Raw genomic sequence first — 12206 nt, 5'->3', positions numbered from 1 at the left:
ACCCCGGCGGCGAAGGATGAGAGTGGGCGGCGTGGCGGCATGATAGTTACGTTATCGCGTGCGGGCGCAGGCGCCCGAGTCCGGCTCGAACATCACCGGCCACGCTTCTTCATAGATGCCGGGCGTGCAGTGCGACTGGCAGCTTGCGTGCGCCAGCGTCACGCGGCGCGGGTCCTGCCAGACCATCAGCTTGCAGGCGCTGCCATCGTTGGCGCGCAGCTCGATATGTGGCGTTTTGCGCACCTGTCGGAAGTCGGCCAGATTGAAGCTGCACGAGCCGCGCTTGCCGACCCACAGCTTCCACTGCAACTGCTGCACGGCGTTGTCCACCACGCGTAGCTGGGCGTCCTCGCGGAAACCGTCTTCCTCGGTGCGGCGGCAGTCGCCGTTCAGGTCGATGTCCCGCGCGGCGATGGGCGTGGAGCGCCCGCCGAAGGGCAGCGAGCAGCCGGCCAGCACCACGGCGAGGGCCATCGCGACAAAGAGGCGTAGCAGGCGCTTGTCGTGCATCGTCATCAGGCCGGGCGGCGCAGGTGCCAGTCGGTGGCCTGCTGGAACGCATGGGCCACCTGCAGCAGGCGCGCTTCGTCGAAATAGTTGCCGATGAGCTGCAGGCCGACGGGCATATTGTCCTGACCGGTGCCGCACGGCACGCTCATGCCGGGCAGGCCGGCGAGGCTGGTGGAGAGCGTGAAGATGTCGGCCAGGTACATCTGCACCGGGTCGGCGGTCTTCTCGCCGAGCTTCCAGGCCACCGTGGGCGCCACCGGGCCCATGATCACGTCGCACTGGCTGAAGGCGCGCTGGAAATCGTCGGCGATGATGCGGCGGATCTTCTGCGCCTGCAGGTAATAGGCGTCGTAATAACCGTGCGACAGCACGTAGGTGCCCACCATGATGCGGCGCTTGACCTCGGCGCCGAAGCCTTCGGCGCGGGACTTCTTGTACATGTCGAGCAGGTCGCTGTACTCGGCCGCGCGGTGGCCGTAGCGCACGCCGTCGAAGCGCGACAGGTTGCTCGACGCCTCGGCCGGTGCAATCACGTAGTACACCGGGATCGACAGCTCGGTCTTGGGCAGGGTCACGTCGACCAGCGTCGCGCCGAGCTTCTCGTACTCGGCCAGCGCGCCGCGCACGGCGGCTTCCACGTCGGCGGACAGGCCCGCGCCAAAGTACTCGCGCGGCAGGCCGATGCGCAGGCCGGCCAGCGGTTGGTCGGCGCTGGCGCCGGCGCGCGGCTGGCCCAGATGGCGCGTGAAGTCCTCGTCCACGCCGCCCTGGGCGGGCGTGAGGCTGGTGGAATCCTTCGGATCGAAACCGGCCATGGCGTTGAGCAGCAGCGCGCAGTCCTCGGCCGAGCGCGCCATCGGGCCGCCCTGGTCGAGCGACGAAGCGAACGCGATCATGCCGTAGCGCGAGACGCGGCCGTAGGTCGGCTTGATGCCAGTGATGCCCGAGAACGACGCCGGCTGGCGGATCGAGCCGCCGGTGTCGGTGCCGGTGGCGGCCGGGGCCAGCCCTGCGGCCACCGCGGCGGCGGAACCGCCCGAGGAGCCGCCCGGCACGCGCTGCTTGTCCCACGGGTTGCGCACGATGCCGAAATACGAGTTCTCGTTCGACGAACCCATCGCGAATTCGTCCATGTTGGTCTTGCCCAGCGTGACCATGCCGGCGGCGGCGAGGCGCTCCACCACGGTGGCGTCGAACGGGCTCTGGTAGCCGGCCAGCATCTTCGAGCCGGCCGTGGAGGCCCAGCCGCGCGTCACGAAGACGTCCTTGTGGGCGATGGGCACGCCGGTCAGCGGCGTGGCCTGGCCCTGGGCGCGGCGCGCATCGGCGGCACGGGCCTGCTCCAGGGTGAGGTCGGCGTTGATGTCGACGAAGGCGTTCAGGTCGCGCGCGGCCTCGATGCGGGCGAGGTAGTCGCGCGCGAGTTCCTCGGCGGAAACGGTGCGCGCCGCCAGGGCATCGGCGATCTGGCGCAGGGAAGTCACGGAATCAGCGGAAAAGGACATGTCGGTCTGGTGTCTGCGGTGGCGGTCAGGGGCGGCGGCGGCGGGCCGGGCGGGTGGGCCCGGGCGTCACTCGATGACCTTCGGCACCAGGTAGAGGCCGCGTTCGGTGGCCGGGGCCGGGCGCTGGTAGTCTTCGCGGCGGTCGGTCTCGGTCACGGCATCCTCGCGCAGGCGCTGGGCGATGTCGCGCACGGCGGAGAGCGGGTGCGCCAGCGGCTCGATGCCGGTGGTGTCCACCGCCTGCATCTGCTCCACCAGCGAGAAGAAGTTGTTCAGTTGGGCGAGCGTCTGCGCGGCCTCGGCATCGCTGGTTTCGATGCGGGCCAGGTGCGCGATGCGCTTGACGTCGGAGAGTGCGAGAGCCATGGCGTGATGCGGCGCGGGCGCCGGGTTCAGTCCATCGGACTGGGGATGTTGCGGTCGGGTGGCGGGCAGGACGCCCGGAGCGGGGTCCGGGGGCGCCCCCGGGATCGTTTCGTTACAAGTTTTTCCGGGCGCTGACGCCCCGAAACAGCGTGGATTATAAGGTATCATTACGCGCTGCAGGCCTCCCGCAACGCGGACTTCACATGGCGCGCCAAATGGCGGGTTCCAGGCAGGTCACGGGTCACGCCGGCGGCTGCGCCGGTGATGCCGTCGCCACTGCTGGCACGTACCATGAGTGCCGGGCAGGGCAGCCGCCCGGGGCATGCGGCGCGCGAGCGTCGCAGGACTGCAACAGAGCAGGAAACGATTGGCGAACGATAAAGGCACGGCCCGGCGGCGAGTCCGCGATTAACGGCTGGTTTTCATCGCAGTTTCACACTTCACAATCAGGTTCCTCCGATTAGGCTTCTGCCATCGTCAGGCGATTTTCCGACCTGTCCGGCGCATCTGGCGGCGAACTTTCGCGCAGAGTCTAATCAAAGGTTCCCGTAGGTCCGGCGTGCAGGTTGCGCCGGTTGCGGATCGCCGATGACCGGGCGGGCATGCGCCCCTCGCCGTCGGCACCGGGGCGTACCGGCTTGCCGGTACGGGCCGCAGCGCACCGGGGGAACCGTGAACCATCACCCTTGCAAACGTATACCTGGCCGGGCCGAAGACGGCGCCGGCCGTTTCGCATACTCGCGAACCAACAAAAGACAGGATTCCTGATGTTCGGATTTCTCCGCAGCTATTTCTCCAACGACCTGGCCATCGACCTGGGCACCGCCAACACCCTGATCTATATGCGCGACAAGGGCATCGTCCTGGACGAGCCGTCGGTCGTGGCCATCCGTCAGGAAGGCGGCCCCAACGCCAAGAAGACGATCCAGGCGGTCGGCAAGGAAGCCAAGCAGATGCTGGGCAAGGTGCCGGGCAATATCGAGGCCATCCGCCCGATGAAGGACGGCGTGATCGCCGACTTCACCGTGACCGAACAGATGCTCAAGCAGTTCATCAAGATGGTCCATGACTCTAAGCTGCTGCGCCCGAGCCCCCGGATCATCATCTGCGTGCCGTGCGGCTCCACCCAGGTGGAACGCCGTGCCATCCGCGAATCGGCGCTGGGCGCCGGCGCCAGTCAGGTGTACCTGATCGAGGAGCCGATGTCGGCCGCGATCGGCGCCGGGCTGCCGGTGTCGGAGCCGTCGGGCTCGATGGTGGTGGACATCGGCGGCGGTACCACCGAGGTGGGCATCATCTCGCTGGGCGGCATGGTCTACAAGGGTTCGGTGCGCGTGGGCGGTGACAAGTTCGACGAAGCCATCGTCAACTACATCCGCCGCAACTACGGCATGCTGATCGGCGAACAGACCGCCGAAGCCATCAAGAAGGAAATCGGCTCGGCATTCCCGGGGTCCGAAGTGCGCGAGATGGAAGTCAAGGGCCGCAACCTGTCCGAAGGCATTCCGCGTGCATTCACGGTCTCGTCGAACGAAATCCTCGAAGCCCTGACCGATCCGCTGAACCAGATCGTGTCCGCCGTGAAGATCGCCCTCGAGCAGACGCCCCCGGAACTGGGTGCCGACATCGCCGAGCGCGGCATGATGCTGACCGGTGGCGGCGCGCTGCTGCGCGACCTGGACCGCCTGCTGGCCGAGGAAACCGGCCTGCCGGTGCTGGTGGCCGAAGACCCGCTGACCTGCGTGGTGCGCGGCTCCGGCATGGCGCTCGAGCGCATGGACAAGCTCGGCAGCATCTTCTCGTACGAGTAAGAACAGGAACCGCAACGTGGCGACACGCGGCATGCCGGCCCCAGCAGGCTGCGCCGGCGCGTGCGCCACGAGATTTCCGCCCCTTCCCGCCGCCCCCGGCGGGATGACTTCGCCTGCGCACGGGTAAATGGATTACTCCCCACCGCCGCTCTTCAAGCAAGGCACGTCCGCCGTGGCGCGGCTGGTCATTTTCGTGACCATCGCGCTGACGCTGCTCGTGGTCGATGCCCGCTTCGACGCCATGCGCGTCGCGCGCCAGGTTGCCGCCACCGTGCTGATGCCGGTGGAACGCGCGGTCCTGGTGCCGCGCGATGCGCTGCGCGGCGTCTTTGACTATGCCCAGTCGTCCGTCACGCTGGCCAACGAGAACCGCGAGCTGCGCCGCAGCGCCGTGGAGCAGGCCAGCGCCGCCGTGCGCCAGGCCCAGCTCGAGGCCGAGAACAACCAGCTGCGCAAGCTGCTGAATCTGACCCAGCAATCGGCCACGCCGGTGGTGGCGGCGGAGATCCTCTATGACGCCCGCGACCCGTACAGCCAGCGCATCGTGATCGACCGGGGCAGCGTGCAGGGCCTGCGCGCCGGCTATCCGGTGATCGACGAACGCGGCGTGATCGGCCAGATCACGCGGGTCTCGCCGCTCCAGTCCGAAGTGACGCTGCTGACCGACAAGGATCAGGCGATTCCGGTCCAGGTGGTGCGTAACGGGCTGCGCAGCGTGGCCTTTGGCGGCTCGCGTGCCGGGCAGCTCGACCTGCGCTTCATGGCGGCCTCGGCCGATCTCCAGCAAGGAGACCTTCTCGTCACATCCGGCCTGGACGGGACCTATCCGCCCGGCCTGCCGGTGGCGAAGATCTCCCATATCGAACGCAAGGCCGATACCGCCTTCTCGCGCGTGTACTGCGAGCCGGTGGCTGGCGTGCGCTCGCACCGACAGTTGCTGGTGGTGCGTTACGAGTCCGGGCTGGGACCGCGTCCGCAGGACGAGGACAAGCCGCAGAAGGCCGAGCGCGGTGCGCGTTCGGCGGCGGCCCGCGCCGGTGCCGAGAAATCGGCAGAGAAAAACGGCGATAAACCCGCTGCCACGGAGCCCGCACGGTGACCAATCCCCAGTATCTGCTGCGCCCGGTCAACCCCGCGTTCATCGCGGTGACGTTCATCGTCGCCTTCCTGTTCAACCTGATGCCGTGGGGCACCACGCTCTGGATTCCGGACATGGTGGCGCTGGTGCTGGTGTTCTGGAACATCCACCAGCCGCGCAAGGTCGGCATGGGCGTGGCCTTCCTGCTCGGCCTGCTGATGGATGTGCACGATGCCCGCCTGCTGGGCGAGCACGCCATGGCCTACACGCTGCTGGCCTACTTCGCCATCACGATCCATCGCCGCGTGCTGTGGTTCTCGGTTTATACCCAGGCGCTGCACGTGCTGCCGCTGCTGTTTATCGTCCACGCCGTGCCGGTGGTGATCCGCCTGGCCATGGGCGCGCCCCTGCCGGGCTGGCAACTGCTGCTGGCGCCCTGCATCGAGGCGCTGCTGTGGCCGCTGGCCACCAGTGTGCTGTTGGCGCCACAGCGGCGTTCGCACGACGTCGACGAAACCCGACCGATTTAGCCGATCCAGCCTTCCCGGGTCGGATCTATCTATATAGAGCCACCCGGGCCACCGCCCACGCCGAACCCGCCGCCGCAGTACCGCCATGACCGAAATCCGCAACGTCGAACTGGAAATCGGCCGCTTCCGCATCCGCGTGGCGGCTGCCGCCCTGTTTACGGTGATCTGCTTCGGGCTGCTGTTCACCCGCTTCCTGTGGCTGCAGTGGTACAAGCACGACCAGTACTCGGCCAAGGCCGAGGACAACCGGATCTCGGTGGCGCCGATCGAGCCCAATCGCGGCATCATCATGGACCGCAACGGCGTGATCCTGGCGCGCAACTATTCGGCCTACACGCTGGAAATCACGCCGTCGAAGCTGACCGATACCCTCGACAACACGATTGAGTCGCTTTCGTCACTTGTCGATATCCAGCCGCGTGACCGTCGCCGCTTCAAGCGGCTGCTGGAGGAGTCGCGCAGCTTCGAAAGCCTGCCGATCCGCAGCCAGCTTTCCGACGAGGAAGTGGCCAAGTTCTCCGCCCAGCGCTTCCGTTTTCCCGGCGTGGATGTGCGCGCGCGGCTGTTCCGCCAGTACCCGCTCGGCGAATCGGCCAGCCACGTGATCGGCTACCTGGGGCGCATCTCGCAGCGCGACCAGGAGCGGATCGATGCGATGGACGAGGCCAACGACGCCGAGGGCGCCAAGTACGATCCGCGCAAGGACGCCGACAACTACAAGGGCACCAACTACATCGGCAAGATCGGCCTGGAGCAGAGCTACGAGGCCGAACTGCACGGGCTGACCGGCTTCGAGGAAGTGGAAGTGAGCGCGGGCGGGCGGCCGATCCGCACGCTGTCCACCTCGCCGGCCACGCCGGGCAACAACCTGATCCTGTCGCTGGACATCCGCCTCCAGCAACTGGCCGAGCAGCTGTTTGGCGACCGGCGCGGTGCGCTGGTGGCGATCGAGCCGGCCACGGGCGACATCCTGGCCTTCGTCTCCAAGCCGACCTACGACCCGAACCTGTTCGTGGAAGGCATCGACTCGAAGACCTGGGACGAACTCAACAGCTCGCCGGACAAGCCGCTGCTGAACCGCCCGCTGCGCGGCACCTATCCGCCCGGCTCCACCTACAAGCCGTTCATGGCGCTGGCGGCGCTGACCATCGGCAAGCGCACGGCCGCCTGGGGCATGCACGATCCGGGCTTCTTCACGCTGGGCAACCACACCTTCCGCGACGACAAGCCGGGCGGCCACGGCTGGGTGGACATGCAGGCGTCCATCGTGCAGTCCTGCGACACCTATTACTACGCGCTGGCGCGCGACATGGGCGTCAACGGCATCCACGACTTCATGAAGCCGCTCGGGTTCGGCCAGATCACGGGTATCGACATCGAGGGCGAAAGCCGCGGCATCCTGCCGTCCACCGAGTGGAAGCGCAAGGCGTACCGCAAGCCCGAGCAGCAGAAGTGGTATGACGGCGAGACCATCTCGCTGGGCATCGGGCAGGGCTACAACAGCTTCACGATCCTGCAACTGGCCAATGCGGTGTCGATCATCGTCAACAATGGCGCGGCGATGAAGCCCCACCTGGTGAAGGCGGTGGAGGATTCGGTCTCGCGCCAGCGGACGCTGACCGTGCCCAAGGAAAGCTATCGGATTCCGCTCAAGCAGGCCGATATCGACGTGATCAAGAAGGCCATGGTGGCCGTGACGCACTCGGGCACTGCCGCGCGCGTGTTCGCGGGCGCGGCCTACGAATCGGCCGGCAAGACCGGCACGGCGCAGACCTACACGCTGGCCAAGGGCGAGAAGTACAACCACCATGCCATCGACGAGCGAAAGCGCGACCACTCGCTCTATACCGCGTTCGCGCCGGCGGACAACCCGAAGATCGCGCTGGCGCTGATCGTCGAGAACGCCGGCTTCGGCGCGGCCGTGGCGGCGCCGATCGCGCGGAAGGTGATGGATTACTACCTGCTCGGCAAGTGGCCCGAGGAGTTGCAGGCCAACGCGCCGCCGCCGGCCGAGCGCGAGCGCGCGGGCGGCAAGCCGCCGGTGGACACGCCGAGCGTGTTCACCACCGGCCTGACGGCGAACGTGGCGACGGCCACGGTGATGGCCAATGCGCCGGTGAGCGCGGCCTCGGGCGCGGACGCCAGTGCTGCGGGGGCGAGTGCAGCCCTGGCGGGGGCTTCCGGCGCCACCGTGGCATCGGGCGCCGGCGCGCGCGGCGCGTCGGAATCGATCGCCGCCCAGCTTGACCCGGCCGCCATCGCGCCGGCCTCGGCCGTGGCCACGCTCGACGAACGGATGCTCCAGGCGCTTGGCCACAGCAAGCCGGCCGCGCCGGCTCCGGTGCCGGTCCCGGCACCCGCCGCGCGCCCCGCACCCGCCTCGGCGCCTGCGCCGGCCAAGCCACGCGTCCGGCCGGTCAGCACGACGGCACCCGCCCCCCGTAACAATGCTTCAGAGTAAAGGAGACGGGCACCATGGATAAACGCCGCGTCGTGTCCGTGATCCGGACGGCCCTCACGGGCTTCGACAAGCCGCTGGCCCTGATCGTCTTCCTGCTGTTCGCCACCGGTATCGTGGCGCTGTACTCGGCCGCCATCGACATGCCGGGCCGCGTGGAAGACCAGCTGCGCAACATCCTGCTCTCGTACGCAGTGATGATGGTGATTGCCTACATGCCGACCCAGCTGCTGATGCGGGTCGCCGTCCCCCTATATACAGTGGGCGTGGCGCTGCTGATTGCCGTGGCGATGTTCGGCCTGATCCGCAAGGGCGCGCGGCGCTGGCTCAACGTGGGCATGGTGATCCAGCCGTCCGAGATCATGAAGATCTCGATGCCGCTGATGCTGGCGTGGTACTTCCAGAAGCGCGAGGGCGTGGTCAAGTGGTTCGACTTTGTCGTGGCGCTGGTCATGCTCGGCATTCCGGTGGGGCTGATCGCCAAGCAGCCTGACCTTGGCACGGCGCTGCTGGTGCTGGCCGCCGGCCTCTATGTGATCTATTTCGCCGGGCTGACCTGGAAGATCATCCTGCCGCTGCTGGCCATCGGCGTGGTGGCGGTCACGCTGCTGATCTCCTATGAAAGCCAGATCTGCGCCCCGGGCGTGAACTGGCCGGTCCTGCACGACTACCAGCAGCACCGCGTCTGCACGCTGCTGGACCCCACCACCGACCCGCTCGGCAAGGGCTTCCACACCATCCAGTCGATTATCGCCATCGGTTCGGGCGGCGTGACCGGCAAGGGCTGGCTCAAGGGGACCCAGACCCACCTGGAATTCATCCCCGAGAAGCACACCGACTTCATCTTCGCGGTGTTCTCGGAGGAATTCGGCCTGATCGGCAACGCGGTGCTGCTGGTGCTGTACCTGATGCTGATCTTCCGCGGGCTGTATATTGCCGCCAATGCGCCGACGCTGTTCTCGCGGCTGCTGGCGGGTTCCATCACGCTGATCTTCTTCACCTACGCTTTCGTGAACATGGGCATGGTGAGCGGGATCCTGCCCGTGGTGGGCGTGCCGCTGCCGCTGCTCAGTTACGGCGGGACGGCGCTGGTGACGCTGGGCATGGGGATCGGCATCCTGATGAGCATTTCGCGCCAGAAGCGGCTGATCCAGACCTAGCAGTGCCGTTTGCTACACTGCCATCCGAAAAATACTCCGGTAGAAGCTTATGAACGCCCAAGATGTCGCCGCCTGGCTGCAGAGCAATCCGCAGTTCTTCGAGGAACACGCCGAACTGCTGGCCGCGGTGCAGCTGACCAGCCCGCATAGCCATCGCGCCGTGTCGCTGCAGGAGCGCCAGATGGAAATCCTGCGCGAGAAGAACAAGGGGCTGGAGCTGAAGCTGGCCGACCTGGTCCGCCACGGGCACGACAACGACCGCACCCAGCAGCGCATGCACGCCTGGCAGCTCCGCCTGCTGGCCGAGGCCGACTCGCACGCGCTGCCGTACACGGTGCAGGACGGCCTGCAGCAGGTGTTCGACGTGCCGGCCGTGGCGCTGCGCGTGTGGAACGTCGGCGAAGCCTTTACGCACATCGAAGTGGCGCAGGGCGCCAGCGACGACCTGCGCCTGTTCGCCGAAGGGCTGCGCGCGCCGTACTGCGGCCCGAACAGCGGCTTCGAGGCCGCCGCGCTGCTCGAGCGTGACGACATCGCCTCGCTGGCGATGGTGGCGCTGCGCGTGCCGACCCGCCCGGACGAAGACGCGCTGGGCGCCACCTTCGGCCTGCTGGTGCTGGGCTCGCCCGATGCGCGCCGCTTCCACGAAGGCATGGGCACGGCCTACCTGGGCCAGATCGGCGAAGTCGCCGGCGCCGCGCTGAACCGCCTGCGCGACTGACATGTCCCGCCGCCCGCCATCGGATAGCGAGGCACCGGACCCCAAGCCGGTGCCCGATCCGCTGGTGGTGCGCTACCTCGACTGGCTGGCCACCGGCCGCAAGCTGGCCGAACACACGCTGGCCAGCTACGGCCACGACCTCTCCGTGCTCCAGAACCACGCCGCGCGCCACGCGCCGGGCGTGGCGCTGCTGGCGCTCGAAACCCATCACATCCGGTCCTTCGCCGCGCGCATGCACGGCGGCGGCCTGTCCGCGCGGACCATCGCCCGCACGCTTTCCGCCTGGCGCGGCTTCTACCTGTGGGCGGCGCGCCATGGCCATGGCGTGGCGGTGAATCCTGTCGATGGGGTGCGCGCGCCCAAGCGCGGCCAGCCGCTGCCCAAGGCGCTGTCGGTGGAGCACGCGGTGGCGCTGGTCGCCCATCGCCCCGGCGACTCGGCCGAGGCGCGGCGCGACCAGGCGGTCTTCGAACTGTTCTATTCGAGCGGGCTGCGGCTGTCGGAGCTGGTGCAGCTCGACCTGCGCTACACCGAGGATGGCGCGTACCGCTCGATCGGCTGGATCGACCTGGCGGGCGCCGAGGTCACCGTGATCGGCAAGGGCTCGCGCCGGCGCTCGGTGCCGGTCGGCAGCAAGGCGATGGAGGCGCTGCGGGCGTGGCTGGCCGTGCGCGACACGCTGCTGCGCCCCGGCGCAGCGCCCGAGGACGCCCACGCGCTGTTCCTCGGCACGCGCGGCAAGCGGCTGTCCGGGGCCACCGTGCAGTCGCGCATCCGCAAGCAGGCGATGTCGGCCGGCGTGCCGACCCACGTGCATCCGCACATGCTGCGCCACTCATTCGCCACGCATATGCTCCAATCGTCAGGCGACCTGCGCGCGGTGCAGGAGATGCTCGGCCACGCCAGCATCGCCACGACGCAGGTCTACACCTCACTCGACTTCCAGCATCTGGCCAAGGTCTACGACCAGGCCCACCCGCGCGCGGGGCGTGCAAAGACTGCCACGCCGGCACCTGCGAAACCTTCGGACAAAAACGAGAAGTAGGGCGCTGGCCTAGTCAGACCACTGCGACAAAATGTTGCGAAAGCGCTCCATCTCGGGCAGCAGCCACTGGCGGAACGCCTGCACCTTAGGCAATTCCAGGCTGGCCTGTGTGCTGACGAAGTACAGCAGCCACGGGCAGACGATGCTCACGTCGAACAGCCGCACCACGCGGCCGGAGAGCAGGTCGTTGTAGGCCAGCGAGGAGCGGATCAGCGCGATGCCCTGGCCCTCGGCGGCGGCCTGCAGCAGCAGCGAGGAATCCTGCAGCAGCAGGCCCTTGCGCGGCTCCGGCCAGTCCAGCCCGGCGGCTTCGAACCACGGTTGCCACGGATCGCCCTCGCCGCGCAGCAGCGGCATGCCGGCCATGTGCGCCGGCTGTTCGGGCAGGCGGCCACCGTTGAAATCGGGGCTGCACACGGGAAAGAACACATCGTCGAGCAGCCGTTCCACGTACAGGCCGGGGTAGTCGCCGTTGCCCATGCGCAGCGCGATGTCCACTTCCTCATTGGCGAAGTCGACCAGCGAGTTCGAGGACAGCAGCTCCACGTCCAGCTCCGGATGCTGCTCGATAAAGCTGCCAATGCGCGGCGTGAGCCAGCGCGCGGCGAAGGACGGCATGGTGCTGATGGTCAGCCGCTTGTCGCGGTTGCCGGCCTGGAGCACGCGCGTGGCATCGGCGATCTGCAACAGCGCGTCGCGCACGCGCTCGGCGTAGACCCGGCCGTTGGCGGTCAGCATCACCCGCTTGCCGCGCCGCTCGAACAGCAACTGGCCCAGTTCCTCCTCCAGCGCGCGGACCTGGTGGCTGACGGCGCCATGGGTGACGAACAACTCCGCCGCCGCGCGGGAAAAGCTCTCGTGGCGGGCGGCGGCCTCGAAGGCGCGCAGCGCGGAGAGCGCCGGCAGGCGCGGGAAATCGCGCTTCCAGCGCTGTCCATTGTCGGGATTCCAGCTGCCGCTCCAGACCATGATGCGAGTTCTCTATGTGAGTTTGGCTAACAAGACACAAGAATATATATCGT

The 12206-nt window shown here is 67.9% G+C and carries 11 protein-coding genes; 7 read left to right on the top strand and 4 right to left on the bottom strand.

Going from position 1 to position 12206, the window contains the following annotated elements:
* Nucleotides 1-51: 51 nt before the first annotated feature.
* From AC1DFU_RS07285 to gatC, 3 genes are all read right to left on the bottom strand, one after another.
* Nucleotides 52-516 carry a hypothetical protein gene (locus tag AC1DFU_RS07285; protein ID WP_441591485.1) on the bottom strand — a complete coding sequence of 155 codons (465 nt, stop codon included), beginning with the start codon at nt 514-516 and terminating at the stop codon, nt 52-54.
* Nucleotides 516-2015, bottom strand: coding sequence for an Asp-tRNA(Asn)/Glu-tRNA(Gln) amidotransferase subunit GatA (gene gatA, locus AC1DFU_RS07280; protein ID WP_441591484.1), 1500 nt, complete (start codon nt 2013-2015; stop codon nt 516-518). The genes AC1DFU_RS07285 and gatA overlap by 1 nt, the downstream gene beginning before the upstream one ends.
* Before the next feature lie 66 nt (nt 2016-2081).
* Nucleotides 2082-2381: an Asp-tRNA(Asn)/Glu-tRNA(Gln) amidotransferase subunit GatC gene (gene gatC, locus AC1DFU_RS07275; RefSeq protein WP_092291232.1), complete on the bottom strand. Its 300-nt coding sequence runs from the start codon at nt 2379-2381 to the stop codon at nt 2082-2084.
* Between the two features lie 767 nt (nt 2382-3148).
* Between gatC and AC1DFU_RS07270 the strand changes: the two genes are divergently transcribed.
* From AC1DFU_RS07270 to xerC, 7 genes are all read left to right on the top strand, one after another.
* Nucleotides 3149-4192 (top strand): rod shape-determining protein, encoded by a 1044-nt coding sequence (locus tag AC1DFU_RS07270; RefSeq protein WP_011296266.1) that lies wholly within the window; start codon nt 3149-3151, stop codon nt 4190-4192.
* A gap of 127 nt (nt 4193-4319) precedes the next feature.
* Nucleotides 4320-5291 (top strand): rod shape-determining protein MreC, encoded by a 972-nt coding sequence (gene mreC / locus AC1DFU_RS07265; RefSeq protein ID WP_092291234.1) that lies wholly within the window; start codon nt 4320-4322, stop codon nt 5289-5291.
* Nucleotides 5288-5800, top strand: coding sequence for a rod shape-determining protein MreD (mreD, locus tag AC1DFU_RS07260; RefSeq protein WP_092291236.1), 513 nt, complete (start codon nt 5288-5290; stop codon nt 5798-5800). The genes mreC and mreD overlap by 4 nt, the downstream gene beginning before the upstream one ends.
* An 85-nt stretch (nt 5801-5885) precedes the next feature.
* The gene (mrdA, locus tag AC1DFU_RS07255; protein WP_092291238.1) at nt 5886-8261 is read left to right on the top strand and encodes a penicillin-binding protein 2; all 2376 of its coding nucleotides are present in this window, start codon (nt 5886-5888) and stop codon (nt 8259-8261) included.
* Nucleotides 8262-8275: 14 nt separating this feature from the next.
* A complete protein-coding gene (gene rodA, locus AC1DFU_RS07250; RefSeq protein WP_092291240.1) occupies nt 8276-9418 on the top strand; it encodes a rod shape-determining protein RodA in 1143 nt (380 codons plus the stop codon).
* Between the two features lie 49 nt (nt 9419-9467).
* Nucleotides 9468-10139, top strand: a complete 672-nt coding sequence (locus tag AC1DFU_RS07245; RefSeq protein WP_092291242.1) for a DUF484 family protein — start codon at nt 9468-9470, stop codon at nt 10137-10139.
* A gap of 1 nt (nt 10140) precedes the next feature.
* Nucleotides 10141-11184, top strand: a complete 1044-nt coding sequence (gene xerC, locus AC1DFU_RS07240; RefSeq protein ID WP_441591480.1) for a tyrosine recombinase XerC — start codon at nt 10141-10143, stop codon at nt 11182-11184.
* 9 nt (nt 11185-11193) lie between these two features.
* Here xerC and AC1DFU_RS07235 read toward each other — a convergent pair whose 3' ends face one another.
* Complete coding sequence (locus AC1DFU_RS07235; protein WP_092291246.1) at nt 11194-12153, bottom strand: transcriptional regulator GcvA; 960 nt, start codon at nt 12151-12153, stop codon at nt 11194-11196.
* Nucleotides 12154-12206 lie beyond the last annotated feature (53 nt).

Source organism: Cupriavidus sp. 10L45 (assembly GCF_056395225.1).
This window is presented reverse-complemented; position numbering and strand designations above follow the sequence as displayed.

Bases quoted from the DNA above. Each gene is read 5' to 3' on its own strand.
- AC1DFU_RS07285 (WP_441591485.1), bottom strand. From the start codon at position 516: ATGACGATGCACGACAAGCGCCTGCTACGCCTCTTTGTCGCGATGGCC.
- gatA (WP_441591484.1), bottom strand. From the start codon at position 2,015: ATGTCCTTTTCCGCTGATTCCGTGACTTCCCTGCGCCAGATCGCCGAT.
- gatC (WP_092291232.1), bottom strand. From the start codon at position 2,381: ATGGCTCTCGCACTCTCCGACGTCAAGCGCATCGCGCACCTGGCCCGC.
- AC1DFU_RS07270 (WP_011296266.1), top strand. From the start codon at position 3,149: ATGTTCGGATTTCTCCGCAGCTATTTCTCCAACGACCTGGCCATCGAC.
- mreC (WP_092291234.1), top strand. From the start codon at position 4,320: ATGGATTACTCCCCACCGCCGCTCTTCAAGCAAGGCACGTCCGCCGTG.
- mrdA (WP_092291238.1), top strand. From the start codon at position 5,886: ATGACCGAAATCCGCAACGTCGAACTGGAAATCGGCCGCTTCCGCATC.
- rodA (WP_092291240.1), top strand. From the start codon at position 8,276: ATGGATAAACGCCGCGTCGTGTCCGTGATCCGGACGGCCCTCACGGGC.
- AC1DFU_RS07245 (WP_092291242.1), top strand. From the start codon at position 9,468: ATGAACGCCCAAGATGTCGCCGCCTGGCTGCAGAGCAATCCGCAGTTC.
- xerC (WP_441591480.1), top strand. From the start codon at position 10,141: ATGTCCCGCCGCCCGCCATCGGATAGCGAGGCACCGGACCCCAAGCCG.
- AC1DFU_RS07235 (WP_092291246.1), bottom strand. From the start codon at position 12,153: ATGGTCTGGAGCGGCAGCTGGAATCCCGACAATGGACAGCGCTGGAAG.